At 71.8% G+C, this 26,506-nt stretch carries 21 protein-coding genes and 1 tRNA gene; 10 read left to right on the top strand and 12 right to left on the bottom strand.

The features are described from left to right. Positions 1-546 precede the first annotated feature (546 nt). From FJ091_19760 to FJ091_19745, 4 genes are all read right to left on the bottom strand, one after another. Positions 547-623 (bottom strand) — tRNA-Arg (locus FJ091_19760). A gap of 29 nt (positions 624-652) precedes the next feature. Continuing rightward, positions 653-1,288 carry an adenine phosphoribosyltransferase gene (locus tag FJ091_19755; GenBank protein ID MBM4385592.1) on the bottom strand — a complete coding sequence of 212 codons (636 nt, stop codon included), beginning with the start codon at positions 1,286-1,288 and terminating at the stop codon, positions 653-655. After that, on the bottom strand, positions 1,206-1,889 hold the full coding sequence (locus tag FJ091_19750) for a peptidoglycan DD-metalloendopeptidase family protein (protein MBM4385591.1): 684 nt from the start codon (positions 1,887-1,889) through the stop codon (positions 1,206-1,208). Before FJ091_19750 ends, FJ091_19755 begins: the two co-directional genes overlap by 83 nt. 25 nt (positions 1,890-1,914) lie before the next feature. Then, positions 1,915-3,222, bottom strand: a complete 1,308-nt coding sequence (locus FJ091_19745; protein ID MBM4385590.1) for an MFS transporter — start codon at positions 3,220-3,222, stop codon at positions 1,915-1,917. Between the two features lie 89 nt (positions 3,223-3,311). Between FJ091_19745 and FJ091_19740 the strand changes: the two genes are divergently transcribed. The 4 genes from FJ091_19740 to FJ091_19725 all read left to right on the top strand — a co-directional run bounded on the left by FJ091_19740 (position 3,312) and on the right by FJ091_19725 (position 10,269). Next, positions 3,312-5,069, top strand: a complete 1,758-nt coding sequence (locus FJ091_19740; GenBank protein MBM4385589.1) for a carboxypeptidase regulatory-like domain-containing protein — start codon at positions 3,312-3,314, stop codon at positions 5,067-5,069. Next, positions 5,066-7,039, top strand: a complete 1,974-nt coding sequence (locus FJ091_19735; protein MBM4385588.1) for a pyrroloquinoline quinone-dependent dehydrogenase — start codon at positions 5,066-5,068, stop codon at positions 7,037-7,039. Before FJ091_19740 ends, FJ091_19735 begins: the two co-directional genes overlap by 4 nt. Before the next feature lie 309 nt (positions 7,040-7,348). Then, complete coding sequence (locus FJ091_19730; protein ID MBM4385587.1) at positions 7,349-8,545, top strand: cytochrome P450; 1,197 nt, start codon at positions 7,349-7,351, stop codon at positions 8,543-8,545. Next, entirely contained in the window at positions 8,542-10,269 is a 1,728-nt protein-coding gene (locus FJ091_19725; GenBank protein MBM4385586.1) for a tetratricopeptide repeat protein, read from the top strand. The genes FJ091_19730 and FJ091_19725 overlap by 4 nt, the downstream gene beginning before the upstream one ends. 43 nt (positions 10,270-10,312) lie before the next feature. Here FJ091_19725 and FJ091_19720 read toward each other — a convergent pair whose 3' ends face one another. Both FJ091_19720 and FJ091_19715 read right to left on the bottom strand, forming a co-directional pair. Beyond that, a complete protein-coding gene (locus FJ091_19720; protein ID MBM4385585.1) occupies positions 10,313-11,398 on the bottom strand; it encodes a Zn-dependent alcohol dehydrogenase in 1,086 nt (361 codons plus the stop codon). A 74-nt stretch (positions 11,399-11,472) separates the two neighbouring features. Continuing rightward, a complete protein-coding gene (locus tag FJ091_19715) occupies positions 11,473-12,252 on the bottom strand; it encodes an SDR family oxidoreductase (protein MBM4385584.1) in 780 nt (259 codons plus the stop codon). Between the two features lie 69 nt (positions 12,253-12,321). Between FJ091_19715 and FJ091_19710 the strand changes: the two genes are divergently transcribed. Then, positions 12,322-13,566 carry a sulfotransferase gene (locus FJ091_19710; GenBank protein ID MBM4385583.1) on the top strand — a complete coding sequence of 415 codons (1,245 nt, stop codon included), beginning with the start codon at positions 12,322-12,324 and terminating at the stop codon, positions 13,564-13,566. 3 nt (positions 13,567-13,569) lie between these two features. Next, positions 13,570-14,847, top strand: a complete 1,278-nt coding sequence (locus tag FJ091_19705; protein ID MBM4385582.1) for a DUF1214 domain-containing protein — start codon at positions 13,570-13,572, stop codon at positions 14,845-14,847. 113 nt (positions 14,848-14,960) lie between these two features. Here FJ091_19705 and FJ091_19700 read toward each other — a convergent pair whose 3' ends face one another. Then, a complete protein-coding gene (locus FJ091_19700) occupies positions 14,961-16,046 on the bottom strand; it encodes a Zn-dependent alcohol dehydrogenase (GenBank protein MBM4385581.1) in 1,086 nt (361 codons plus the stop codon). Between the two features lie 146 nt (positions 16,047-16,192). On the opposite strand from FJ091_19700, the gene FJ091_19695 reads away from it, so the two are divergent. Then, entirely contained in the window at positions 16,193-17,893 is a 1,701-nt protein-coding gene (locus tag FJ091_19695; protein ID MBM4385580.1) for a glutamine--tRNA ligase/YqeY domain fusion protein, read from the top strand. Positions 17,894-17,962: 69 nt separating this feature from the next. Further along, complete coding sequence (locus tag FJ091_19690) at positions 17,963-18,907, top strand: ribose-phosphate pyrophosphokinase (GenBank protein MBM4385579.1); 945 nt, start codon at positions 17,963-17,965, stop codon at positions 18,905-18,907. An 86-nt stretch (positions 18,908-18,993) separates the two neighbouring features. Here the strand turns inward: FJ091_19690 and FJ091_19685 are convergent, their stop codons facing one another. From FJ091_19685 to FJ091_19675, 3 genes are read right to left on the bottom strand one after another with little or no spacing between them, the layout of a single operon-like run. Continuing rightward, a complete protein-coding gene (locus FJ091_19685) occupies positions 18,994-19,752 on the bottom strand; it encodes a PilZ domain-containing protein (protein MBM4385578.1) in 759 nt (252 codons plus the stop codon). 52 nt (positions 19,753-19,804) lie between these two features. Beyond that, positions 19,805-19,972 carry a hypothetical protein gene (locus tag FJ091_19680; protein ID MBM4385577.1) on the bottom strand — a complete coding sequence of 56 codons (168 nt, stop codon included), beginning with the start codon at positions 19,970-19,972 and terminating at the stop codon, positions 19,805-19,807. A 35-nt stretch (positions 19,973-20,007) separates the two neighbouring features. Beyond that, on the bottom strand, positions 20,008-20,937 hold the full coding sequence (locus FJ091_19675; protein ID MBM4385576.1) for an alpha/beta hydrolase: 930 nt from the start codon (positions 20,935-20,937) through the stop codon (positions 20,008-20,010). Between the two features lie 74 nt (positions 20,938-21,011). Here FJ091_19675 and FJ091_19670 point away from each other — a divergent pair, with 74 nt between their 5' ends. After that, positions 21,012-21,782, top strand: coding sequence for a hypothetical protein (locus tag FJ091_19670; protein MBM4385575.1), 771 nt, complete (start codon positions 21,012-21,014; stop codon positions 21,780-21,782). Here FJ091_19670 and FJ091_19665 read toward each other — a convergent pair. After that, positions 21,779-22,948 carry an MFS transporter gene (locus FJ091_19665; GenBank protein MBM4385574.1) on the bottom strand — a complete coding sequence of 390 codons (1,170 nt, stop codon included), beginning with the start codon at positions 22,946-22,948 and terminating at the stop codon, positions 21,779-21,781. The genes FJ091_19670 and FJ091_19665 overlap by 4 nt on opposite strands. Positions 22,949-23,022: 74 nt before the next feature. Here FJ091_19665 and FJ091_19660 point away from each other — a divergent pair, with 74 nt between their 5' ends. After that, positions 23,023-23,592, top strand: coding sequence for a helix-turn-helix transcriptional regulator (locus FJ091_19660; protein MBM4385573.1), 570 nt, complete (start codon positions 23,023-23,025; stop codon positions 23,590-23,592). A 102-nt stretch (positions 23,593-23,694) separates the two neighbouring features. Here the strand turns inward: FJ091_19660 and FJ091_19655 are convergent, their stop codons facing one another. Then, positions 23,695-26,466, bottom strand: a complete 2,772-nt coding sequence (locus tag FJ091_19655) for an AAA family ATPase (protein MBM4385572.1) — start codon at positions 26,464-26,466, stop codon at positions 23,695-23,697. Positions 26,467-26,506: the final 40 nt, after the last annotated feature.

Genomic DNA, 26,506 nt, shown 5'->3' with positions numbered 1-26,506 from the left:
TTTCCCGCTGGGTCGCGAACGAACGTTATGACAAATCCAGCACCGCCGGACCGTTTCGTCGCCTATAGGCGGGGAAATCAAGCCGATCCGGGTGCGGCGACGGGACGCCGCGCCCCCCGCCCTGCGAGCGGGCGCACGCCCGCCTTCCGCAGCCCGCCGCGGCGCTCGCGGCTCCTCAGGTGCGAAGGTGCGTCTCGAATCCGTCGTCCGCCCATAGCTCGTCGCTTCGCGGCGGCGTGGCCGGAGGCGCTCGCGTCGGCAGGCCGAGGCATCCGAGGATCGCGGCGACCGCATCTGGGGGAAGATGCGCCGAGATCACGCGCGTGCGGGCGCCGCAGCGGGGGCACGCGGACCCTGCGCTCACGCTTCGCGTCTACGCGCATGCACTTCGCGGGGAGGAAGCGGACCTCTCGTTCGCCAACTTCTCGGGTGCGCCCGTGGCATCCGACGCACCCGAACGGCCCCAGACGGCCCCTGCCCTCGCGGTCGCAGCGACCGCCGAGAGCGCACCGCGCCGAATTGCTGAGGGAACTCGCAGAGTTCGGCTGGCGCCCCCGGCCGGAGTCGAACCGACGACACGCGGTTTAGGAAACCGCTGCTCTATCCGTCTGAGCTACGGGGGCGAGCGCGCGGAACCTACCGGAGTCCGCGCTCAATACTTCAGCACCGCCTCGCAGCGCACGTCCATCGCCTGGCGCCCGCCGAGGGCCGAGAGCTCGATCAGGAAGCTCGCGCCGACCACTTCGCCGCCCGCCATGCGTGCGAGCTTCACGGCTGCCGCGGCGGTACCGCCGGTCGCGATCAGGTCGTCGACCACGAGCACGCGTTGTCCCTTCGAGACGGCGTCGACGTGCATCTCGACGCGGTCCTCGCCGTACTCGAGCGCGTACGACGCGGCAAACGTCTCGAACGGCAGCTTTCCCTCTTTGCGCACGAGCGCGAAGCCCGCGCCGAGGGCGAGCGCGACGGGCGCGCCGAAGATGAAGCCGCGCGACTCGATGCCGAGCACGCGCTGAACGCCGGCGCCGCGGAACGGCGCGGCGAGCGCGTCGATCGCCGCGCGCAGCGCCGGCTCGTGCAGCAGCAGCGGCGTCACGTCGCGGAACAGGATGCCCGGCTTCGGGAAGTCGGGGATGTCGCGAATCAAGCGCTTCAGGTCTTCGGCACTCACGGATCCCTCGCGTCGTGCAGCGCAGCGCGCGCAGTCATGGCAAATAGCGCAGCGGATTCCTCGGCTCCTCGCCGCGCCGCACTTCGAAGTGCACGATCGGAAAGCGCGCGCGCGCATTCCCGGTCTTGCCGACGTCGGCGATGTGTTGCCCGCGCTCGACGCGCTCGCCCTTCTCGACGTGGTTGCGCTTGTTGTGGGCGTAGGCCGTCGAGTAGAGCGCGTCGTGCTTCACCACGACGATGTTGCCGTAGCCGCCGAGGCGCCCCGAAAAGGTCACGACGCCGGGCGCCGAGGCCCACACGGGCGCGCCTTCGCGCGTGCTGATGTCGATGCCTTCGTGCGGGCGCCCATTGCGCACGCCGAAGCCCGAGGTGACGACGCCGTGCACGGGCCAGCCGAGCGCGAGCGCCTTCGCCTCGGCGTCGAGCTCGCGCGCGAGCGGCTCCCGCGGCGCGCTGCGCTTCGCGCCCGGGATGCGCAGCCGCGCGCCCACTTCGAGCGTGCGCGGGTCGCGGATGCCGTTCTCGCGCATCAGCGCGTCGACGCTCACGCCGTAGTGGAGCGCGATGCGGTAGAGGTTCTCGCCGCGCTGCACGACGTGAGTCGTCACGGGGCGCGCGGGCGGCGATTCGCAGGCGATGACCGCGCACGCGAGCAGCGCAGCGCACACGCAGCGCGCTGCGAACGCGCGGATGTGCCGCCAGCGCTCGCTTCCCACCTCGCCCCCTCGAAGTGCTCCCAACTTACGGAGCGGCGCGCTCGGGCGAAACCTCTTCCAGCTCGCGCCGCGCGGACTCGGGCACGAACAGCCACACGATCAGGATCGCGACGAGGAAGCCGGGCAGCAGCGCGCTGATCGCCGCCGCGTGCGAGCCGAGCACGTCGTAGAGCTTTGACTCGAGCATGAGCCCGAGCGAGCCGCCGAGCACCGCAGCCGCGAGGCGCGCGGAAGAGGCGGTGCTGCGATACGAGGTGGGGAACAGCTCGCTGCCGAGCGCGCGCAGAATCACCGCCGCGCCCTGCAGCGCGAACACCTGCGCGATCCAGAGCGGCACGATGATCCAGCCGCGCAGGTCGTAGAAGCCGGCGAACGCGAGGCCCGCGATCGCGAGCAGCACGATCAGCACCGGCCGCCGGCCCACGCGATCGCTCCAGATCCCCGCCGCCTGGTTGCCCGCGATCGCGAGCATGCCGCCGAGCAGGTAGAGGAGCGTGACCTGGCCCGGCGCGTAGCCGTGCACTTGTTGCAGCGTCTTCGCCATGAAGCCGACCGCCGCGCTGTTCGCGAAGTCGACCGAGAACGCGACGGCGAGCACGGCGCTGAGGCGGCCCGGGTATGCGCGGAACAGCGCCGCGAGCGGCTGCCACCACTTCGTGCCCGCGGTCTTCGTTGCGGCGAAGCGTGCGGTCTCTGGAAGATTGCGCCGCAGCCATGCGAGGCCGAGCAGCGGCAGCACGCCGATCGCGTAGAGCGCCCGCCAGCCGAACGGGACGTGCGCGACGATGCTGAGCGAGATCGCGGCGGCGCCGTGACCGAACGCGCCGAGCGCACCTAACAAGCCGAGGCCGAAGCCACGGTCCTTCGCGGCGAGCTCCTCGGTCACCACCACCATCGCGATCGCGGTCTCCTCGTAGAGAAACGCGCGCCCGAGGAACTGAAGCGCGGCGAACTCCTCGGGTGTGCGTGAGAACGCCGTCAGAAACGTCGTGATCGAGAAGCCGATCACCGTGATGAGGAGCAGCCGGCGGCGACCCACGCGATCCGCGATCACGCCCGCCGCGAGCGAGAGCAACACGCCCATGCGGATCCACGCCGAGATCGTGCCGATCTCGTTCTCCGCGACGCCGAGGCCCGCCTGGATCTGCACGAGCAGGATCGAGAGCAGACCCACGTCGAAATGATCGATGAACTCGGTCGCGCCGAGCAGCCCGAGGACTTTCCACTGCCGCGGTGTGAGGGCGGGCATGCGAGCGGGCCAAGGCACGACGCGGGTCCAGCGCGGTGCGCGTACGGGAGCGTCCTGCGGCGAGTTCGGGTCGGCTTGGCTCAATGACGCTCCGCGGGCACGCGCAAGCTATCGGCTCGCATAGCGCAAGTCCGCAGCGATCTCGCGCGAGTGCGGGCGTACGATGTGGCGCGATGCGTCGCAGCTCCGCACTCGCCCTCGCGCTCTTGCCCGCGCTCGCGCATGCCGAGCTGGGCGGGCGCATCGTCGACGCCGCGAGCGGCGCGCCGATCGCGGGCGCGCACGTCACCGCGGAGCGCGGCGACCCGGCCTATCGCGTCACGGTGTTCAGCGGGGATGACGGCGCGTTCGTGTTGCCGACGCCGGAGGGTGGCGACGCGTGGCGCGTGCGCGCGCGGCGCATCGGCTGGGAGGACGCGTGGCTCGACGCCGTAACAAGCGGCCCGCTCGAGCTGCGCGCGACTCGCCACACGCGCGCCGGCGAGGTCGCCGCGCAGCTTCCCGCGCACCACTGGTACGCGCTCGCGATGCGCGACCTCGGCGCGAGCGAGCAGCACCTGCTGAAGCGCGAGTGCACGTACTGCCACCAGCAGGGCGCGCCGTGGACGCGGCGCGTTCGCAGCACGGAGGACTGGGAGAAGATCCTCGCGCTGATGGGCCGGCGCGGCGCGATGCTGCCGAGCGCCCTGCGCGCGCGCGTGCCGGATCTGTTCAACGCGGCATACGACCCGAAGCACGCGGTGCCGGCGCTCACCCGCGGCTGGGAGAACGCGGAGCGCTTCGCGCCGCCGCCGCCCGCCGAGGTGCGCCGCGCCGTCATAGAGGAGTGGGACCTCGGTGGTCGCGCCTCGATGCAGCACGATGTGATCGCGCACCCGGACGGGACGCTCTACTCGGTCGATGGCGCACAGGACGCACTGTTTCGCCTCGATCCGCGCGCGGGCGACGGCCAACGCGAGTCATGGCCCGTCGAGGTCGCGGGCGTCGCGCTCGGTGGGATCTTCGGCGGCGAAGACCGCCCGCCGTCGCAGGCTTCGAGCGCGCACGTCGGCCCGCACTCGCTGCAGGTCGCTCCCGACGGCGCGGTCTGGATCACCCTCGCGATCGGCAATCGCCTCGCGCGCTTCGATCCGAAGTCGAAGACGTTTGCGATCCACGAGGTCGCGGACGGGATCTATCCGCACACGCTGCGCTTCGATCGCAAGGGGCGCATCTGGTACACGATGAGCGCCTCGAACCACGTCGGGCGCTTCGATCCCGTAACAAGCAAGCAAGCCCACGTGCGGCTGCCCGCGCGCACGCTCGCGCAGGAAGTCGTGCTGCGGCTCATGCCGGCGATGTTCTGGCTCGACGAAAAGTTCGACGCGATCAACCTGCGCGGCGACGCCTCGGAGTCCGCCGACGGCTTCAACATGCCCGTGCCCTACGGGATCGACATCGCGCCCGACGGCGGCGTGTGGTTCTCGCAGCTGAACGAGAACCGCATCGGCCGCATCGATCCCGAGACGCTCGCCGTGAAGCTGTGGGAGACGCCGTTCCCCGGCCCGCGGCGCCTGCGCTTCGACGCGAAGGGCCGCCTCTGGATCCCGAGCTTCACGACGGGACACATCGCGTGGTTCGATCCTGCGACGGAGCACTTCGAGCAGATCGCGCTGCCGACGCAGCCGCTCGCGGGCGAGACGCCGTACGCGCTCGCGATTCACCCCGTCACGCAGCACGTGTGGGTGTGCGGCACGAACAGCGACACGCTGATTCGCTACGAGCCCGACGCGAAGCGCTTCACGGTGTATCCGCTGCCGACGCGCGTGACGTACACGCGCGAGCTCGACTTCGACGCCGAGGGCCGCGTTTGGACGAGCAACTCGAACTCGCCCGCGTGGCAGATCGAGCGCGGGCAGCCCGTCGTGATTCGCCTCGATCCGGCCCGGTGACTTCGCTCGCCTGCGGCTCGCTGCGCGCGCGGCTGCGCAGTGCTTGCGGCCTCGCGCTTGCAGTCGGCGCTCTCGCGCTTGCGGCGTGCGGCGCACCGAGCTTCCAGCGCGAGCCGAGCGCGCCGGCCGCGGGCTGGTCGCACTGGGGCGGCGATGCGGCCGGCACGAAGTTCTCGGCGCTCGGCGAGATCACGCCTGCGAACGTGGGTGCGCTGGAGCTCGCCTGGAGCTTCCGCACCGGCGACTGGGACCCGAGCGGCGAGCTGCGCACGTCGTTCCAGGCGACGCCCGTCCTGCACGATGGCGCCCTCTACTTATGCTCCCCGTTCAACCGCGTGTTCGCGGTGGACGCCGAAACTGGTCGCTCGCGCTGGGCTTTCGATCCCGCGCTCGAGCGCGACGGCCACGGCCTCGTGTGCCGCGGCGTGACGTTGTGGCACGACCCCGCAGCCGCCCCCGATGCGGCCTGCGCGGTGCGCGTCTTCACCGCCACGAACGACGCGCGGCTGATCGCGCTCGATGCGAAGAACGGCAGGCCGTGCGCGGACTTCGGGGCGAACGGGGAAGTCGAGCTCGAGCGCGGGCTCGGCGCGGTTTCGCCCGGCGAGGTGCGCGTGACCTCCCCGCCCACCGCGATCCGCGACGTGATCGCGACGGGGCACCAAGTATCGGACAACCAACGCTTCGACATCGCGGGCGGCGTCGTGCGCGGCTTCGACGCGCGCACGGGCGCGCTGCGCTGGGCGTTCGATCCAGCGCCGCCGGGCACGCCCGAGCTTCCAGCCGCGGCAGACGGCTCGCCGCAGTTCCATCGCGGCACGCCGAACGCGTGGGGCGTGTTCGCGGCGGACGAAGCGCGCGACCTGCTCTTCATCACGACGGGCAACCCGAGCAACGACTTCTTTCGCGGCGACACGCGCGGCGCGATCGACCACTACCGCAGTGCCGTGATCGCGCTGCGCGGCGCGACGGGCGAAGTCGTGTGGCGCTTTCAGACCGTGCACCGCGATCTCTGGGACTACGACGTGGGCGCGCAGCCGACGCTGCTCGAGCACGCGGGCGCGCCAGCGCTCGCCGTCTCCACGAAGGCGGGCCATGTGTTCTTGCTGAATCGCGAGACCGGCGAGCCGCTGCACAGAGTCGAGGAGCGCGCGGTGCCGCAGACCGACGTGGCCGAGGAGCGCACCGCGGCGACGCAACCCTTCCCCACGTTTCCGCCCCCGCTCCATCCGCACGGCGTGCGCGAGGAAGACCTGTTCGGCCTAACACCTTGGGACCGCGCCGCGTGCCGCGAGCTGCTGGCCGCGTCGCGCAACGAGGGCGCCTTCACGCCGCCGAGCCTCGCCGGCGCCGTGCAGTTCCCCGGCGTCGCGGGCGGCGTGAACTGGGGCGGCAGCGCGCTCGACCCGGGGCGCGAGCTGTTGTTTCTCGCGCAGTCGCGCATCGCGATGATCGAGCAGCTCGTGCCGCGCGGGCACGCCCTCGCCTTCGGCCCGCGCACGCGCGACCGCTGGCTCGTGCCCATGGCGGGCGCGCCGTATGCCGCGATCCAGCGCGTGTTCACTTCGCCGCTCGGCATCCCGTGCACGAAGCCGCCGTGGTTCGAGCTGGTCGCGATCGACCTCGCGCACGGCGATGTCGCGTGGCGCGCACCGCTCGGCACCACGCGTGGCAGTGCGCCGTGGCCGTTCTGGCTGCCGTGGGCGCCGCCGGGAATGGGCGGGCCGCTCGCGACGCAGAGCGGTCTCGTCTTCATCGGCGCCGCGATGGACGGCTACCTGCGCGCCTTCGACGCCGCGAGCGGCGCCGAGCTCTGGCGCGCGCACCTCCCCGCCGGCGCCCACGCGAACCCGCTGACCTACCGCGCGCGGCCCGGCGGCCGGCAGTTCGTGGTGATCGCCGCGGGCGGCCACACCAGCATCCCGAGCGAGCGCGGCGACTGGCTGCTGGGGTTCGCGCTGCCGGAGTGAACGAGCGTTCGCGCGCGCGAAGCGTCGCGCACCCGAAGCGGGGCACTCGGGGAGGCGAAGCCGCGCACTCGGGGACGTTCCGCAAGAAAGTAAAGCAGGAGCTTCTTTACTTACTTGCGGAGCGTCCCCGGTCTGGCGCACGCGATTTCCTCTGCGGGGCTCACAAGCGTCCGCGGCGCGTGAAGCGGAGCGCTCCACCTCGGGGACGTTCCGCAAGAAGGTAAAGCGGGAGTTTCTTTACTTACTTGCGGAACGTCCCCGGTTTGGCGCACGCGATTTCCTCTGCCACGGGGCCTACGCTGCGCTCCAATGCGCGACATCCCGAATCTGCTTGACGCCGCGACCTTCGCCTCCGGTCCGCCCTACGAGGCGTTTCGCACGCTGCGCCGTGAGGCGCCCGTGTACTGGCATCCGCACACGGGCGCGGGCGGGTTCTGGGCGATCACGCGACATGCGGACGTGCTGGCGGTCTCGCGCGACTCCGCGCTCTTCTCGTCCGCGCGGAAGGGCTACATGCCCACGCCCGAGGCGGATCCGGTCGGGCTCGAACAGTCGCGGCTCATGTTGTTGGGGATGGACCCGCCGCAGCACACGCGCCTGCGCTCGCTCGTGAATCGCGGCTTCACGCCGCGCCGCGTCTCAGCCCTCGAGCCGCGCATCCGCGCGCTCTGCAAGCAGATCGTCGACGCCGTGCTGCCGCGCGGCGAGTGCGACTTCGTGACGGACATCGCCGGCGAGCTGCCGAGCTACCTGATCGCGGAGCTCGTCGGCATTCCACTCGAGGACGGGCGCAAGCTCTACGAGCTCACCGAGATCATGCACAGCGCCGACAACGCGCCCGAATCCGCGCAGGCCGTCGCGGAGATGTTCGCCTACAGCGCCGGCGTGCGCGCCGCGAAGCGCGCGAACCCGGGCAGCGATCTCGCGAGCGTGCTGCTCTCGTCCGAGCTCGACGGCTCGCGGCTCAGCGACCTCGAGTTCGACCTGTTCTTCTTGTTGCTGATCAACGCCGGCGGCGACACCACGCGCAACCTCGTCGCGTCGGGCATGCAGGCCCTGATCGATCACCCCGAGCAGCTCGCCGCGCTGCGCAAAGAGCGCACGCTTCTCGACACCGCGATCGAGGAGATGCTGCGCTTCACCACGCCCGTCGTGCAGTTCCAGCGCACCGCCACGCGCGACACCGAGCTCAGCGGGGTGAAGATCCGCGAGGGCGAACCGGTGGTGATCTTCTACCCCTCGGCGAATCGCGACGAAGAGGTGTTCGCCGAGCCCGACCGCTTCGACATTCGCCGCGATCCGAACCCCCACGTCGCGTTCGGCGGCGGCGGCTCGCACTTCTGCCTCGGCGCGAGCCTCGCGCGACTCGAGATCGCCTGCATGTTCGACGAGCTGCTGGATCGCGTGCACGACCTCGAGAACGCGGGGCCGGTGGAGCGCCTCCATTCGTGGTTCATCAACGGCCCGCGCCGGATGCCGGTGCGCTTCCGCGCGGCGCGCGTGTGAGCCATCGCGCGAAGGCAGCGCTGGTCCTCGCAGCGCTGATGCTCGTGGTGTACGGACGCTCGCTGTTCGCGGGCTTCGTCTACGACGACTGGCTGCACGTCGTGGACGAGCCGGTGCCCGAGAGCTTCTCGCAGCTGGCGCGCATCTTCGCGGAGCCGATGTCGCCGCTGGTGCCGTACTACCGGCCGATCCCGCGGCTGCTCAACGTCGCGCAGAAATGGCTCCACGGTGCGAACCCGCTGCCGTTTCACGCGCTGAATCTCGCGCTCGGCTTCGCGTGCGCTTGGGCGCTCCGTGCGCTGCTCACGCGCCCCGCGCTCGGCGTGAGCGCGCGCGCTTCGAGCGCGGCGGCGCTGCTGCTCGCGGTGCATCCGATCGCGTCGGAGTGCGTGATTCCGATCGCGTCGGGACGCGAGACGCTGCTGCCCACGCTCTTCACGCTGCTCGCTCTCGGCGGCTACCTGCGCGGCGATTCGCGCGGGCGCGCACTCGCGGTGGCTTGGTTCGCGCTCGGGATGCTCTCGAAGGAGCAAGCGATCGCGACCCCTCTGTTGTTAGGCCTCGCGGACGCGCTGCGCATCGCGCCCGATCCCCCGCGCGGGCCGCGCGCTTGGCTCGCGCGCTACCTGCCGCACGCGGCCGTCGTCACCGCGTACGTCGCGCTTCGCTCCGTCGCGGTGCCTGCCGGCGCGAATCCCGAGCTCGCGCTGCTCTCGCGCCCCGAAGGTCCGCTGCTGTCGCTGCTCTACCACGTGCAGACGACCCTCGCTCCGTTCTTCGCCGTCGTGTACGAGCCGACGCTCGCGGTGTGGTGGTCGCTGCCGCGTACGCTCTTCGCGCTTCTCTGCGCGAGCGTGCTGACCCTGCTCGCGATGCGCCGAGACCGGGGGCGAGCGCTGTGGTTTCTCGCGCTGATCGGGCTCTCGATCGCGCCCACCGCGAACGTCTTCGTGCAGGAGCCCGGCTTTGCGGAGCGCTGGGGCTTTGCAGCGCTCGCGGGCTGGGCGGGACTCGGGGTCCTCGCGGCGGGCGCACGCATGCCGCGCGTCGCGCGCGGCGTCGCGGCAGTCGCGCTGACCGCGTTCGCCGCGCTGACTCTCGTGCGCGCTCCCGCCTACCACACCGACGCCGCCTTCCTCGCCCAGTGGCGCGCCACCAATCCCACCTCGCTCCAGGCCTGGATCAGCACCGGCGAAGCCGCGGAGCGCGCAGGCGACTACGACGGCGCGATCGCCGCCTACGATCGCGTGCTCTTCCTCGCGCCCGACACCGCGCTCGCGCACGCGTCGCTCGCGATCGCACTCGGCGCCCAAGGCAAGCTCGCCGACGCGCAGCAGCACGCCGAGCGCGCCGTCGCACTCGATCCGCGCGACGCCGAGAGCTGGAGCAATCTCGGCGGCCTGCGCGCACAGCGCGGCGACCTGGCGGGCGCGATCACCGACTACGAGCGCGCGCTCGCGCTGCGCCCCGAGCTCGCGAGCGCGCACAACAACCTCGCGCTCGCGCTGCGCGCGCGCGGCGATCTTGCAGGCGCGCGCGCGCACTTCGAGCGCGCCCTCGGCGCGCAGCCGCAGCTCGCGGAAGCGCACGCGAACCTCGGTAGCCTGCTTGCACAGCTCGGCGACCGCGCGGGCGCCGAGCATCACCTGACGCGCGCGCTCGAGCTCGATCCAGCGCTCGCCCCAGCACGCGCGGCGCTCGATCAGCTGCAGCGCGCCCGCTGAGGCGGCGCCGGCCAATCGGGGTCTGGCACGAAGTGGCGCTCGCTCAGCTGAACGTGATCACGCTGCGCGCGACTTCGCCCTTCTTCAGGTCCTCGAACGCGGCATTCACGTCAGCGAGCTTGATGCGCTTGCTGATCAGGTCGTCGAGGTTGAGGCGGCCCTGCTTGTAGAGCTCGATGAAGCGCGGCATGTCCACGCGGAACGCGTTGCTGCCCATGCTCGAGCCCTGGATGCGCTTCTCGAACAGGAAGTCGACGCCGTGCAGCTCGATCTTCTGGCCGACCGGGATCATGCCGATCACCGTGGCGGTGCCGCCGTTGCGCAGCATCTCGAACGCCTGCTCGGCGGTGCGCTTCAGGCCGATCGCCTCGAACGAGAACTCGACGCCGCCGCCCGTCAGCTCCTTCACCTGCGCGACGGGGTCGCCCGTCTTCGCGTTGACGCCGTCGGTCGCGCCCATGCGCTTCGCGAGCTCGAGCTTCGACGGCACCGTGTCGACCGCGATGATGCGCGACGCTCCCGCGATGCGAGCGCCCTGAATCGCCGCGAGCCCGACGCCGCCGCAGCCGAGCACCGCGACCGTCGAGCCCGCCGGAATGCGCGCCGTGTTCATCACCGCGCCCGCGCCCGTCATCACGCCGCAGCCGATCAGGGCGGCGCGATCGAGCGGCATCTCGGGGTCGATCTTCACGACCGCGTTCTCGTGGACGAGCATCTGCTCCGCATACGAGGAGAGATCGAGGAACTGCCACACCGGCGCGCCGTCTTTCGAGAGGCGCGGCTTCCCGCCGGGCTGGCGCTGCGTCTCGCCCTTTCCCGCGCAGAGCGCCGGCCGGCCCTTGGTGCAGTAGTCGCAGTGGCCGCAGAAGACGGAGAGGCACGTGATCACGTGATCGCCCGGCTTCACGTAATGAACTTCGCTGCCGACCTTCTCGACGATGCCGGCCGACTCGTGCCCGAGTACGGCAGGCATCGGGTACTGGTAGGCGCCGTTCTGGAAGTGCAGGTCGCTGTGGCACACGCCCGCGGCGACGGTGCGCACGAGCACCTCGTGCGGCGCGGGGTTGTCGATCGTCACGTCCTCGATCGAGAGCGGCTTGTTCACTTCGCGCAGAACGGCGGCCTTCATCGCGGGCTCCTTGGGGGTGGGGGCGCGTCACGCTATCGCGCCTCCACGCACGCGCTCCAGATCTGGGAGCCCGCTCAGCCCGCGCGCGGCGGGGTCAGCACCGCGGTGATCGCGCCGTCCACGGCCAGCGTCGCGCCGCTCACGTAGCTGGCGTCGTCGCTCGCGAGGAAGAGCGCGGCGGCGGCGATCTCCTCGGGCCTGCCGAGCCGCCGCAGCGGCACGTGCTCGCCGGCGCGAGCAGCGCCGCCAGGCAGCGTCTTCAAGTACTCCGCGAACACGGGCGTGAGGATCGGGCCCGGGGCGATCGCGTTGACGCGGACGCCGAGCGGCCCGTACTCGAGCGCGAGGTTGCGCGTGAGCGAGAGGATCGCGGCCTTCGCCGCCGAGTACGCGTGCAGGCCCTCGGACGCGAGCAGCGCGCCGCCGGACGACACGTTGATCAGCGCGCCGCTCGCCTGCGCCTTCATCACGCGCAGCGCGGCTTGGCAGCCGAACCACGCGGTATCGAGATTGCGCGCGAGCTCGGCGCGGTAGGCGCGCTCGTGGGTCGCCTCGAATGGCGTCGGCATGCCGCCGCCCGCGTTGTTCACCCACACGTCGAGGCGCCCGAAGCGCGACGTCGCGAGTGCGGCCGCGGCATCCGCCACCGCGGCGCTGCCCATGTCGCCCACGTGCGTCTCGATGCCCGCGCCGCGCGCGCGCAGCTCGCTCGCGAGCGAAGCGAGCCCCGCCTCCGCGATGTCGTTCGCGACGACGGCGGCGCCTTCCGCCGCGAAGCGCAGCGCCATCGCGCGACCGATGCCCGATCCCGCGCCGGTGATCACCGCGACCCTGCCTTCGATGCGTCCTGCCATCTCCGTCTCCGCCGCGCGAGCGTGCCGCAGCTGCGATAACACCGCGCGCGCTGTTCGTGGAGAGCACGCGTGCACGAGAACGACGATCCGTGGCAGCCCGGACCGCGGCCCGCGTGGGTGCGCTCGCTCCATGCCGCGGTCGACCCGCGCTGGATCTCGCTGAACGCGGACGAGCTGCTCGATTCGGCGCGGCGCGAGACGGGCCTCGACGACTTCGGCGGCGACGAGTTCCTCACGCCCTACCGAATCTTCCTGCGCGCGTGCGAAGACGAGGCGAAGCTGCACGCGCTCGGCCGCATGCTCGTGCGCGGCGACGTGCTGACGTGGCTGACGAATCGCCTGCGCCTCACCGATGCGCGGAGGCACGATCCCGCGATCGCCGCGCAGCGCATCGAGCGCCCGATCTTCATCACGGGCCTACCGCGCACCGGCACGACGATTCTGCACGAGCTCTTGATGCTCGACCCGACTAGCCGCGTCCCGCTGCACTGGGAGGTGCGCCTGCCCTGCCCCGCGCCCGAGGCCGCGAGCTACGCGAGCGATGCGCGCATCGCGCGCGCGGAGGAGGAGCTCCAGCTCTGGAACCACATCGTCCCCGAGTACCGCGCGATGCACGAGCTGGGCGCGCGCATTCCGGTCGAGGACATCCAGATCACGCCGCCGAGCTTCGTGAGCGACGAGCTGATGGGCCGCCACATCGTGCCGAGCTACGCCGCGTGGTACGCGAGCGCCGACAAGTCCGTCGCCTTCGCGTTTCACCGCCGCTTCCTCCAGCACCTGCAATCCCGCCATGCGCGCGCGCGCTGGGTGCTGAAGTCGCCGTCGTGGCTCGGCCTTCTGCCCGTGTTGTTCGGCGAGTACCCCGACGCGCGCGTGGTGATCACGCACCGCGATCCGCTGAAGGTGCTGCCCTCGGTCGTGAGCATTCTCTACTCGACGGCGTTCGTGCGCAGCGATGCGGTGGACGCCGAGATGTTCAAGGGCTGGTTCTCGCCCGAGACCTGCCGCGCGCTGCTCGACGCGATGGGCGCGTTCCGCGACTCGGGCGCGATCCCGCAGAATCAGTTCTGCGACGTGCTCTACGCGAACGTCGTGCGCGACCCGGCGCGCGCGGTCGAGCAGATCTACGCGCGCTTCGGGCTGCCCTTCACGCCGGAGCTGGCGGCGCGCATTCGCGACTACGCCGCCGCGAAGCCACGCGGCAAGCACGGCACGCACAAGTACGACTTCGCCGCGCTCGGCCGCAGCGCGGGCGAAGAGCGCGAGCGCTTCCGCACGTACCAGGAGCGCTTCGGCGTTCCGAGCGAGGGCTGACCCATGAGCGAGCGAGATGACGTCGCGACGGGCGGCACGGGGCTGCGCGGCGACGCGCTGAAGAAGCTGCGGCGCCCGCGGCGCGCGGAGGCCGAGCAGCGCGCGCGCCTGCTCGACGGACGCGCGTGGGAGGATTTCTGCCGCGACCTCGCGGCGGCGGGCAAAGCGGTGCTCGACTTCCCCCTCGCGAGCGCCGAGAGCGACGCGCTGCGCGCCGAGGGCTTCCGCTACTTGTTAGGGCTCGTCCGCTCCGGCCTCTACAACGCGCTCGAGCTCGCCGAGCCGGGCGCACCCCGCTGGATCCGCAACCCCGACTCGCAGGCGAAGTGGGGCGCGGAGAATCCCGACAACCAGTACCTGTGGGCGCGCGTCGATCCGCGCGGCACGTATCGCGTGTTCGGCGAGCGCCGCAGCGTGTATGACTTCCTGCTCGAAGTGAAAGAGGGCCACATGCAGCTCGGCGACGACCGCGTGTTCGCGGCCGTCACGTGCAAGGACCTTCACTTCGACGCGAGCGGCGCGTTCTCCGTGCTGCTCGCGCCCGAGCGGCCCGCCGGATACGCGGGCGACTTCGTCCCGCTGCATCCCGACGGCTCCTACCTGCAAGTTCGCCAGTACCTGCTCGAGTGGGAGCGCGAGACGCCCGCGAGCTTCTTCATCGAGCGCGTGGGCGGCGCAGCGCCCGCAGACCTGACCGCCGCTGCGATGGCGGACCGACTCGACCTCGCCGGCGAGTGGACGCTCACGACGACGCGCTTCTGGATGGAGTGGGTGGAGCAGCTGCGCGACGCGTGGAGGCCCGGCGAGATCGCGGCAGCGCGGCGCTTCGTGGGCGGCGCGCCGGACATTTTTTACGGAAACGACTGGTACAAGCTCGCCGACGACGAGGCGCTCATCTTCGAGAGCGAGCTGCCGGACGCGCGCTACTGGCAGATCGAGCTGTGCGATCCGTGGTTCAAGACGCTCGAGTTCGCGTCGCGCCAGACCAGCCTCAATCACAACCAAGCGCGCGTCGACGCCGACGGCCGCTTCCGCTGCGTGATCGCGCACCGCGACCCCGGCGTCGCGAACTGGCTCGATACGTGCGGCAATCGCGAGGGGATGATCCAGTACCGCTGGATCTGGACGCGCACGAACCCGCAGCCGCGCGTGCGCTGCGTGAAGCACGCCGCCATCGCGCAGCATCTCCCGGCGGCGACGGTGCGCGTCACGCCCGAGCAGCGACGAGCGGCGATCTCGGTGCGCGAGGCGCACGTGCGGCGGCGGGAGCCAGCGGCGTAGTGGGCGGCGCCGCGAGCCGCGCACCAGGGACGTACCTGCACATCGACACGCACCTGGGACGTACGTGCAGATCGAATTCGGTGCACGTACGTCCCAGGTGCGCGTCCCCCGCGCTACGCGGCGCTGATGTCGAGCACGCTGCGCGCGACCTTGCCGCTGCGCATCAGGTCGAAGCCCTTGTTCACCTCGTGCAGCGAGAGGCGCTGGCTCACGAGCCCCGACAGGTCGATGCGGCCCTGCAGGAACAGGTCCACGAGCTTCGGCATGTGCTCGCGGAAGTTCGCGCTGCCGTACATGCAGCCGATCGCCTTCTTCTCCATCAGGAAGCCCACGCCGTTCAGCTTCACCTCGGAGCCGAGCGGCATCATGCCCACGATCACCGCGGTGCCGCCGTTGCGGATCATCTCGAACGCCTGCGTCGCGGCGGCCGGGCTGCCGATCGCTTCGAACGCGTACTCGGCGCCGAGTCCGTTCGTGAGCGTCTTCACCGCGGCGACCGGATCGTCGGTCTTCGCGTTGATGGTGTGCGTCGCGCCGAACTTCTTGGCGAGATCGAGCTTCCCGTCCACCACGTCGACCGCGATGATCTGGCTCGCGCCGGCGAGCTTGCAGCCCTGGATCACGTTGAGGCCGATGCCACCGCAGCCGATCACCACGCAGATCGCGCCGCCCGGCACCTTCGCGGTGTAGAGCGCGGCGCCGATGCCGGTCATCACGCCGCAGCCGATCAGCGCGGCCTCGGCCATCGGCATCTCGGTGGGGATCTTCACCACGCCTTGCTGCGACGTGATCATGTACTCGGAGAACGAGCCCACGTTCGAGAACTGAAGGACGGGTCCGCCCTTCCACGTGAGCCGGCTCGCTGACGACGCCTGAATCGCGGGGTCGTTGCACAGGTGGGGCGTGCCGCGCAGGCAGTAATAACAAGTGCCGCAGAACGGCCGGAAGGACATGATCACGCGATCGCCCTTCTTCACGTAGGTCACGCCGTCGCCTACTTCTTCGACGACGCCCGCGGCCTCGTGGCCGAGCACGGTCGGCAGCGGCAGCTGCCAGAGGCCGTCGACGAAGTGCATGTCGGAGTGGCACACGCCGCTGCACACGGTGCGCACGAGCACCTCGCCCGCCACGGGCTTGCGCAGCTCCACCTCCTCGATCGTGAGCGGCTCGTGGGGCTTCTGGTAGATGGCGGCCTTGATCTTCATCGCGACGTGCACCTCGTGTCGCCGCCCGGGAGTGAGCGGCGGGAAGCGCGAATAGTTGCGCGGGTTGCACGCGCGCGAAACCGCCCGCGCGGAGTTTCGCGTGCGCCTCCGTTACGTTGCGCCGCCTTCGGGGGACCGGGATGAGCGCCGCCGCGGAGCCGAGCAAGCCGCTCGACTTCATTCGCCAGATCATTCGCGACGACCTCGCGTCGGGGAAGCACGCGAGCGTCGTGACGCGCTGGCCCCCCGAGCCGAACGGCTACCTGCACATCGGCCACGCCAAGGCGATCTGCCTCAACTTCGGCGTCGCCCAAGAATTCGGCGGGCGCTGTCACATGCGCTTCGACGACACGAATCCCGCCGCCGAGAGCGACGAGTTCGTCGCGGCCCAGCAGCAGGACGTGCGCTGGCTCGGCTTCGACTGGGGCTCGCATCTCCACTTCACGAGCGACTACTTCCCGCGCCTCCACGCCTTCGCGGTCGACCTGATCCGCCGCGGCAAGGCGTTCGTGTGCGACCTCAGCTCGGAGGAGATCGAGGCGCACCGCGGCACGCTCACCGAGCCGGGCCGGAACAGCCCGCATCGAACGCGCTCGGTCGACGAGAACCTCGCGCTGTTCGCCGCGATGTCGCGCGGCGAGTCGCGCCCCGGCGAGCGCACGCTGCGCGCGAAGATCGACATGGCCTCGCCGGACATGCCGATGCGCGACCCGATCATCTACCGCGTCGTCGATGCACCCCATCACCGCACCGGCACCACCTGGCGCGTCTACCCGATGTACGACTTCGCGCACTCGCTCTCGGACGCGATCGAGGGCATCACGCACTCGCTCTGCTCGCTCGAGTTCAAGCCGCGCCGGCCGCTCTACGAGTGGATCCTGGCCGCGCTCGACTTGCCCGAGCCGCGCCCGCAGCAGATCGAGTTCGCGCGGCTCAACCTCTCGCACACCGTGATGAGCAAGCGCTTCCTGAAGCAGCTCGTCGACGACGGGCGCGTGCGCGGCTGGGACGATCCGCGCATGCCGACGATCGCGGGATTGCGCCGGCGCGGCTACACGCCCGAGTCGATTCGCAGCTTCGCCAGCGGCGTCGGCCTCCAGAAGCGCGACAACGTGATCGAGCTCGCGCGCCTCGAGTTCGAGATCCGCGAGCACCTGAACAAGACCGCACCGCGCCGCATGGCCGTGCTGCGCCCGCTGAAGCTCGTGATCGAGAACTACCCCGAAGGCCCCGGCGAAGAGCTCGACGCGATCAACAACCCCGAAGACGCGAGCGCGGGCGCGCGCAAAGTGCCGTTCGCGCGCGAGCTGTGGATCGAGCGCGAGGACTTCGAGGAAACGCCGCCGAATGGCTTCCACCGCCTCTACCCCGGCAACGAGGTGCGCCTGCGATACGCCTACTTCGTGAAGTGCGTGGGCGTGGAGAAGAACGCGGCGGGCGAGATCACGAGTGTGCGCTGCACGTACGACCCCGCGACGCGCGGCGGCGATTCGCCGGACGGGCGCAAGGTGAAGGGCACGCTGCACTGGGTCTCGGCGCAGCACGCGGCGGCCGCAGAGGTGCGGCTCTACGACACGCTCTTCAGCGCGGCGGAGCCCGGCTCGGCTCACGACGGCGACTTTCTCGCGGACCTGAACCCCGCCTCGCTCGAAGTGCTCGCGCGCGCGTACGTCGAGCCGAGTCTCGCGGACGTTGCCGCCGGGCTGCGCGTGCAGTTCGAGCGCACGGGCTACTTCTGCGCCGACCCCGACTCGCGCCCGGGTGCGCCCGTCTTCAACCGCACCGTCGGACTCCGCGACTCTTGGGCGAAGGTTTCTGCGGCTGGCGCGCGAGGCCGGTGATAGGATCGCGCCGCGCGCTCTCCTTGTGATTCGTGTATTCGGAGAACGCCGAGCGCGCGGGGGGAACGCATGATCGGCAACATCAAGGTCATCAGCGGCACCGCGCACCCGCAGCTGGCGCGCGACATCTGCAGGCACCTCGGGATCGATCTCTGCCCGTCGAGCGTGGTGCGCTTCTCGAACGAGAACATGCTCGTGCAGATCGAAGAGAACGTGCGCGAGGCGGACGTGTTCGTGATCCAACCCTCGTGCGCGCCGGTCTCCGACGGCATCGTCGAGCTGCTCATCACGATCGACGCGCTCAAGCACGCGAGCGCGGGCCGCATCACCGCGGTGCTCCCCTACTTCCCTTACACGCGCTCGGACAAGAAGGACCGGCCGCGCATCTCGATCACCGCACGGCTGATGGCCGACTTGTTGGAGACCGCCGGCGCGGACCGCGTGCTCACGATGGACCTGCACTCGCCGCAGGTGCAGGGCTTCTTCCGAATGCCCACGGACCAGCTCAACGCCGCGCCGATCCTGTGCGACCACCTGCGCTCGACGCGCGATCTCTCGAACTACGTGCTCGTCGCCGGCGACGTCGGCGAGTCGAAGGAGATCGGGGCCTACGCCAACCGGCTGAACCTTCCGATCGCGATCGTCGACAAGCGCCGCTACGGCGACGACGACAACGCGCGCGCCACGAACCTGATCGGCGAGGTCGAGGGCAAGCACGCGCTCATCATCGACGACGAGATCGCGACGGGCGGCACGCTGATGGAGGCGACGCAGTTCGTGCTGCAGCGCGGCGCGCTCTCGGTCGAGGCCGCGTGCGTGCACGGAGTGCTCTCGGGCAAGGCGATCCCGCGTCTCGAGGCTTCGCCACTGAAATCGCTGATCGTGACGGACTCACTGCCGCTGCCGCCGGAGAAACGCGTGGACAAGGTCCACGTGCTGTCGGTGGCGCGCCTATTCGCCGACGCGATTCGCGCCATCCACGACGGCAGCTCGATCTCGCGCCTGTTCCGCTAGCGAGCGCAGCGCGCAGCGAGGCGAAGCCGAGCGAGCTGGGCCCCGGCTCCGGTCGCCGCATCCAGGTCGGCCTCGTTGCCAGCGAGCTAGGCGGGGACCTCGCTCACGAGCAGCGCGTTCTGGCCGACGTGCGGCGAGAGCTGATCGCGCAGAATCTGCTCGAGGCGCAGCTGCTGCGCGCTGCTGACCTCGCGAAACGCGAGGCCCCAGCGCTCGTCGCCGATCGCGCGCACGACCTCGGCCTGCATCACGAGCGGGACTTCGCCGCCGGCGTGAAGGGCAAGCTGGAGTCGGTCGCCGATCGCGAGCGCGCGGCGCGTCTCGACGCACAGCCCGCCCGCGGAGAGGTCGCGCCCCAACAGCACGAGGGGCGTGCCCTTCCCGCGCGCGATGATGCGGCGCTCGAACGCGTGGCGCGGAGCGGCGCGGCGGTCGGCCGGTTCCTCGATCTGCGCGGCCTCGGGGACGCGCCCCACGAGATCCGCGAGCACGCGTGCGAGTCGCTCGCGCCCGCCGAGCGGAAAGCTGCGGAAGCGCACGCCGACCTGGCAGTGTCCGGTAGGCGCGCCGGGGAGCGCGTCCGACCACGCCACCTCGACGCCGATCGGTTGCGGATACGCAGCGCCGAGCCCGGCGGGGAGCCAGATCCACGGGCGCCGATCCGTAGTGATGGGCTCCGCGAAGCGCACGCGCGCGCCGGTCAGCGAGATGTCGAGCACTTCGCCGCGCCTCGAACGCAGTCCGTCCCACACGACCAGCTCGAGCGGCACGGGCACGCGCAGCGCGAGGCGGCTCTCGGTGATCGCCGCGAACAGCGTGTCGTCGATCTCGAGAGGTGCCGCCATGCCGCTCTACATCGGCGGCGAGCGCGGGCGTCTTGATGCGCGTGCAGGCAGCTCAGCGGAAGCGCAGCGGCAACCCCGCGCGTTTTCCGCGCGCGAGGATCTCTTCCAGCCAAGCGCGCGCCTGCGCGGCGCTCGCGCCCGTGAGCGCGCGGGTTGCCCGCAGCGCGCGCGAAGGCGCACCGGCTTCCGCGAGACGCCGCGCCTCCGCCACGCTGCGCACTTCGACTCGCTGCCCCTGCTGCGTGGCCTTGGTCGTCAGCCGCCGAGCCCCTTCTTGAGCGCCGCGACTGCCTCGTCGACGGCCGCCTGCGCTTTCGGCGCCACGAGTCCCATCGTGACGAAGCCGTGGATCAGGCCGTCGAAGCGCGTGAGCTGCGTCGCGACGCCCGCGTCTTGCAGGCGCTTCGCGTAAGCCTCGCCCTCGTCGCGCAGCGGATCGAACTCCGCGGTGCACACCCATGCGGCGGGCAGCCCTGACAAGTCCTTCGCGCGCAGCGGCGACGCGTAGGCCTCGGCGCGCTTCGCCTTGTCGGGCAGGTAGTGGTCCCAGAACCAATGCATCGACGCGGTCGTGAGCAGGTAGCCCTCCGCGTTCGAGACGTAGGAGCCGCGCGTGAAGTCGGCGTCGGTCACGGGGTAGATCAGCAGCTGGAACCGGATCGCGGGGCCGCCCTTGTCGCGCGCCATCTGCGAAACGACCGCGCTGAGGTTGCCCCCGGCGCTGTCGCCGCCCACCGCGAGGCGCTTCGCGTCTGCGCCGAGGCTCGCGGCGTTCGCGGCGACCCACTTCAGCGCGGCATAACAATCGTCGGGCGCCGCCGGGTAGCGATTCTCGGGCGCGAGCCGGTAGTCGACCGACACCACGACGCAGCCCGCGCCCTGCGCGAGCTCGCGGCAAGTGGCGTCGTAGGAGTCGAGTGTCCCGATCACCCAGCCGCCGCCGTGGATGTAGACGAGCACCGGCTTCACGCCCGCGCCGTGCGGCTGATAGATGCGGATGGGGATCTCGCCTGCGGGCCCGGGGATCTTGCGGTTCTCGACGCTCGCGAGCGCGATCTCCTTCTTCGGCAGCGGCATGTTGTCGAACGCCGCGCGCGTCGCCGCGACATCCTGCGAGCCCAGCGCGGGGCCGCCGGCCGCCGCCATGCCATCGAGCAGCGTCTTGATCACCGGATCGAGCGACATCGCCTGTTCCTCCCGAAGCGGCGTCGACGCTATCGCGACGCGGCTAGCGTGCGATCCCTTGCGGAGGAGAAATCGTGGCGAACTACTCGAGCGTGGAAGAGGCGATGCGGCTGCGCGGGCTGCGCCTCGTGCTGACGCGCGGCGTGCCAGGCCCTTGGGGCGAGGCGGCGAAGGCGATCCTGCACGTGAAGAAGATTCCATACGCGAGGGTCGCCCAGATCGCGGGCGAGAACGACGACGCGCTGATCCGCTGGACCGGCGCCGCGAACGCGCCGACCGCCATGTACGAGGACGAGCGCCCGCGCGTGGACCGCTTCGCGATCCTGCACCTCGCCGAGCGCCTCGCGCCGAACCCGCCGCTGCTGCCGCGCAGCGTCGACGAGCGCGCGCTGTGCATGGGCCTCGCGAACGAGGTCGCGGGCGAGCTCGGCTTCGGCTGGTGCCGGCGCCTGATGCTGCTCGAGATCACGCCGCAGACGCCGCCCGCCTCGCGCGCGATGCTCGAGGCGCTGCTGCCGCGCTACGCCTCGCCCGACTTCCCGCCCGCGCGCGCGGCCGAACGCTGCGCCGAGATCATGCGCGCCTTCGCGCAGCGCCTGCGCGCCCAGCGCGCCCGCGGCAGCGACTACCTGCTCGGAGACACGCTGACGGTCGTAGACCTCTACTGGGCCACCTTCGCCGCGATGCTGAAGCCGCTGCCCGAAGAGAAGTGCCCGATGAACCCCGGACTGCGCGCGAGCTACACCGCGAGCGACCCGGTGCTCCTCGCCGCGCTGGATCCGATTCTGCTCGAGCACCGCGATCTCGTGTACGAGCGGCACCTCGAGCTGCCGGTGGATTGTTAGGGAGCGGCGGGCGCGCGCAAGCGCGTCGCGCTGACGAGGCTCCCGAGCCCGAGCAGCGCCGCCAGCGCGAAGCCGGCCAGCAGCATCACGGGCGTCTCGCCGCGGCTGAGCGGGGCCGCTCCGAGGAATGCGCCGCACACCGCAGTCGCGAGGGCGATCGTCAGCGCATCCGTGACGCCGAGCGCAGCGCTGGTCGCGCCCTCGTTGCCGTCGCGGCTCGTGCGCATCGCCGCAGCCGTCGCCGCCTGATACGCGACGCCCATGCCGAGCCCCGCGAGCGACCAGGCCGCGAGCGCGCCCGCGATCGGCAGCGCACCGGTGAGCGCGAGCGCTGCGAGCGAAATGCCGGCCACGAGGCCGAGCGTGCCGATTCGCGCGCTCGCAGTGGGCCCGATGCGCGCATGCCAGCGCGCCTCGGCAAACGCGCCGACCGTCCAGAACAAGGCCGAGAGCGTGAGCAGCGCGCCGTACTCGAGCTGCGAGGCGCCGCGCACGCGCTCGAGCGCAAGCGGAAGGAACGCCTCGACACCGAAGAACGCGAACACCACGAGGCCGCGCGTCGCGAGCGCCGCCCGCAGCGCGCCGTCTGCGAGCACTGGCCGCGAGCCGGCGGGAGCTGCGCGCTCCGCGCGATCGACCCGCAGGAGCCGCGGGAGCGCGAGCGCGGCGGACAGCGCAACGAGCGGCACGAGCCCGTAGAACACTGCGCGCCAGCCGAACAGCGCCGCGGCGCCGACCGCGCCGCTCGGCGCGACGAGGCCCGGCACCACCCACGCCGCCGCAAGCAGCGCGAGCACGCGCGGGCGCGCGGCGTCGTCGTAGGCGCGAATCACCACCGCGCTCACCACGCACGACACCATGCCCGCGGCGAAGCCTTCGAGCGCGCGCGCGGCAATCACGAGCTGCATGGTGGGCGCGCTCGCCGTCGCGAGCATGCCGAGCGCGAAGCCCGCGAGCCCGCCGCCGAACGTGCGCGCGGGCCCGACGCGATCCGCGAGCCAGCCGCCGCAGACGATGCCGAGCGCTGACGCCGCGCTGAACGCGGCGAAGAAGCCCCCCGCCAGCGCGTCGCCCCCGAGATCGCGCGTGAGCACGGGCAAGACGCCAGCGCCGACCAGCTCGTGGGCGGCGCGGAGCGAGACGGCAAGGAGGAGCCCGAGCAACACGAGGACAAGATGCCGCAGCCGGCTATCCGGTCATCTCCGGCGCTGGTATTGCAGCGCGCCGTTAACGTGGCGACATGACCGACAGCGACCTCGCCTCGCGCCTCGCCGCGAACCTTCGCCAGCTGCGCGATGCGCGCGGCCTCACGCAGGCGCAGGCCGCGAAGCTCGCGGGGCTCCCGCGGCCGACCTGGACCACGCTCGAGTCCGGCAGCGCGAACCCCACCGTGAACGTGCTCGTGCGCGCCGGCGCGGCGCTGCACGTGTCGATCGAGGAGCTGCTCGCAGCGCCGCGCGCCACGGGCCGCATCTACCGGGCCGACGCGCTGCGCATGCGCAAACGCGGCTCCGCGCTCGTGCGCGACCTGCTGCCCGAGAAGATCGCGGGCATGGAGATCGAGCGGATCGAGCTGCCGCGCGGCGCCGTGATGAACGGCATCCCGCACACGCCCGGCACGCGCGAGTACCTCGCCTGCGAACGAGGCTGCATCGAGCTCACGACCGAGGGCGAGACCTTCTCGCTCGCAGCCGGCGACGTCGTGGTGTTTCTCGGCGACCAGCGGCACTCGTATCGCAATGCCGGAAGCGAGCCCGCGATCGGCTACAGCGTGGTGACGCTCGCGCCGCCGGCGGCGCCGAGGCATTAGGGGACGCGCCTCGATGCGGTCGGCATCTGGGCGGTGCGCGCCGTTTCGAGGCGAGCGGTTCCGCGTCGCGCAGAAGCTCGAACGTGACTCATGGGTCCGCCGCTAAGCGAGCCCCTTCGCATCCACCTCGATGCGCTTGAGCCAGCGCGGCGCGCTGATCTGCGCGGCTTGTACGCGGGCCTCGCGCAGCAGCGCGCGCGCCTCGCGTTTCGCGCCGAGCGCCGCCTCGGTGAGCGCGAGCGCGTGGGTGACTTGCCCGTGCAGCGTGACGACGCCGCGAATCGCGAGCCGCCCGCGCTGCGGCGCGAGAATCGTGCGTGCTTCCTCGGCGAGCGCGCGGTCGCCCACGAGCCAGCACGCGCGCGCGATGCACGCCGCGTTCGCGACGGGCGTCCCGTAGCGCGCGAGCCGTCCGCCGAAGTCGCGCGCCACCCGCGCGAGGGCATCGCGCATGGCCGCCGCGTCGGCCGCCTCGGCCCACAGCCACGCCGAGAGGCAGGCCGTGCCCGGTCCGGGTGGGCCCTCGCCGCCGAGCCGTAACAACCCCGCAACCTCCTGGCCGCGGCCCTGCTCGATCCGCAGCGTGATCATCTGCGAGCCCGCTAACAGCGCGGCGGCTTCGATGCCGACGCGTCTTCCCGCCGCGAGCGCGCGCTGCGCAGCTTGCTCGGCGCGCTCGAAATCGGCGTGCACGACCGCCACGCTGCTCGCGCACAGCTCGTGCAGATACCCGATCCACGCAGCGCCGTGCTCCTGCGCCTGCGCCGCAGCCCTCGCGAACTCCTCGCGCAATCGCGCGAGGTCGCCGCGCGCGAGCAGCTCGTTCAGGAGATTCGTGCGCGCGCGCATCTCCCACTCGAGCGACTTCTCGGCGTGCGCACGCTCGATCGCGCGCTCCGCGAGCGGGAGCCGCTCCGCCGGCGGCACGCTCTCCCAAAGCCCGGAGAACGGCGCGTCGACGATCGCGAACTCGGTCAGCGGATCGCCCGTGGCGCGCGCCGCCGCGAGTGCCGCGCGCAGGGTCTCCCCGCCCGGGTCGGCGTGCGGCGCGAAGCGCTGCTCGGCGTGAAGCCGCGCGAGCAACTTCGCGCGCAGCGCGAGGTCGACCTCACCGACACTCGCGATCGCCTCCCGTAACAACGCGACGATCTCGGGCTGCGGCAGCCGCTGCGTCGTGACGTCGCCCGCGTACGCGAGCGTCGCAGCGCCCAGCAACGCGGCGCTGCCACGCGCGCGCGCCAGTGCGAGCGCGCGCTCGCCAGCGGCACGCGCAGCGAGCGCGTCGCCGAGGCGATGGCGCGCGTCCGCGAGCCCGCTCCACACCTGCACCGCCTCGTGCTCCGGAACGCGTGCGCCCGCGAGCAGCAGTGCCGCCGCGCGCCCGAGCAGATTCGCGGCGCGATCGGTCGCCCCGAGCGCCGTGGCTTCGCCCGCAAGGCGCAGCGCCAGCGCGATCCCGCGCGGCGGATCGCCGGCGCTGCCGGCGCCCAACAGGTGGTGCGCGAGCTCCGCCTCGTCGCGCCCGCGCAGCGCGGCTGCGATGCGCGCGTGGAGCGCCTCCCGCTCGCGCTCGGCGAGCTGCGCTTCGAGCACCTCGCGGAAGAGCGCGTGCACGAAGCGCACTCGCTCCGAGCCCGGCGCCACCCGCTCGAGCACGCGCGCCGAGAGCGCCTCATCGAGGCGCTCGCGCGGGGCATCGCCCGCGAGCAGCGCGACGCCTGCGTCCAGCTCTTCGCCGAGCAGCGCGGCGAGCCGCAGCCACGCGAGGGTCGCCGGAGACAGCTCCGCGAGGCGCAGCTCGATCGCGCGCTGCAGAGATGCGGCGAGCTGCGCAGCGCTCGCGCCGCCCGCGAGCGCGGACCCCGAGGCGCGCAGCATCTCCACCACGTAGAGCGGGTTGCCGCGCGTGAGGGACGCGAGCTTCTCCGCGGCGGCCGAATCCGGCGCACGCTCTGTGCGCGCGTTCACGAGGCGCGCGATCTCGTCGGCGGAGAGCCGCGGCACTGCGAGCACGGACACCGCTCCGTGGCGGCGCACGCGCGCGAGCGCGCGCGCGAGGGGCGGCGCGAGCGCGACTCCCTCGGCGCGATAGGCGCCCGCTACGAGCAGCGCGCGGCCCTCGAGCTCCGGCGCGAGCGCATCGAGCAGCTCGAGCGTGCCGGCGTCCGCGGCGTGGAGGTCGTCCAGTAACAACACCAGCGGCCCGCGCGCGAGCGCCGTTTCGAGCGCGACGCGCACCTCGAGGAACAGCTCGTAGCGCGCCGCCCCGGCGCTCTCGCGCCTCGGCACCGGGCGGCTCCGCGGCGCGACGCCGAGCGCGCCGAGCACCTGGAGCCACGGCCAGAACGCCGGCGCCTCCGCCTCGCTGCTCGCGGCGCCGCTTGCGATCGAGACGCCGTATTCGCGCGCCCAGCGCGCGAGCTCCGCGAGCGTGCGCGTCTTCCCGATGCCCGCTTCGCCTTCGAGCAGTGCGATGCGTCCGCGTCCCGCGCGCGCTGCGTCGAACGCGCCGCGCAGATCCGCGAGCAGCGCCTCGCGCCCGACGTAATCACTCCGCTCGCCGCCTTCGACCTCGACCGCCGCGACGAAGCGCAGGCCCTCGCCCCGCCGCGTCGCGATCGACGCCGAGCTCGCGCCGTCCTCGCCGATCGCGCGGCGCGCTTCCTTCAGCGCGCGGACGATCGAGGCGCCGGTCACCGCGACGTCCCGCCACACCGCCGAGAGCAGCTCCTCGCGCGGCACCACCCGCTCGCGATTGCGCACGAGGTACAGCAGAAACTCGAACACCTTCGGCTGGACGCGCACCGGCTTCCCGGCGCGCGTGAGCTCGCGCAGCTCGGGATCGATCGCGAGGTCGCGGAAGCGGAACTTCACGGGGACGCCACTGTTCGTTCGTCGCTCGGCTTCGCCTCGC

The sequence above is a fragment of the Deltaproteobacteria bacterium genome, assembly GCA_016875395.1.
In the GTDB taxonomy this organism is placed as follows: domain Bacteria; phylum Myxococcota_A; class UBA9160; order UBA9160; family UBA6930; genus VGRF01.
The sequence above is the reverse complement of the archived record's forward strand: the minus strand, read 5'-3'. Positions and strand labels throughout refer to the sequence as shown.

Coding starts and splice junctions, on each gene's coding strand:
- FJ091_19755 (MBM4385592.1), bottom strand. CDS start 1,288: ATGCGCGCGCGCGCTTTCCGATCGTGCACTTCGAAGTGCGGCGCGGCG.
- FJ091_19740 (MBM4385589.1), top strand. CDS start 3,312: ATGCGTCGCAGCTCCGCACTCGCCCTCGCGCTCTTGCCCGCGCTCGCG.
- FJ091_19730 (MBM4385587.1), top strand. CDS start 7,349: ATGCGCGACATCCCGAATCTGCTTGACGCCGCGACCTTCGCCTCCGGT.
- FJ091_19720 (MBM4385585.1), bottom strand. CDS start 11,398: ATGAAGGCCGCCGTTCTGCGCGAAGTGAACAAGCCGCTCTCGATCGAG.
- FJ091_19715 (MBM4385584.1), bottom strand. CDS start 12,252: ATGGCAGGACGCATCGAAGGCAGGGTCGCGGTGATCACCGGCGCGGGA.
- FJ091_19705 (MBM4385582.1), top strand. CDS start 13,570: ATGAGCGAGCGAGATGACGTCGCGACGGGCGGCACGGGGCTGCGCGGC.
- FJ091_19695 (MBM4385580.1), top strand. CDS start 16,193: ATGAGCGCCGCCGCGGAGCCGAGCAAGCCGCTCGACTTCATTCGCCAG.
- FJ091_19690 (MBM4385579.1), top strand. CDS start 17,963: ATGATCGGCAACATCAAGGTCATCAGCGGCACCGCGCACCCGCAGCTG.
- FJ091_19685 (MBM4385578.1), bottom strand. CDS start 19,752: ATGGCGGCACCTCTCGAGATCGACGACACGCTGTTCGCGGCGATCACC.
- FJ091_19675 (MBM4385576.1), bottom strand. CDS start 20,937: ATGTCGCTCGATCCGGTGATCAAGACGCTGCTCGATGGCATGGCGGCG.
- FJ091_19660 (MBM4385573.1), top strand. CDS start 23,023: ATGACCGACAGCGACCTCGCCTCGCGCCTCGCCGCGAACCTTCGCCAG.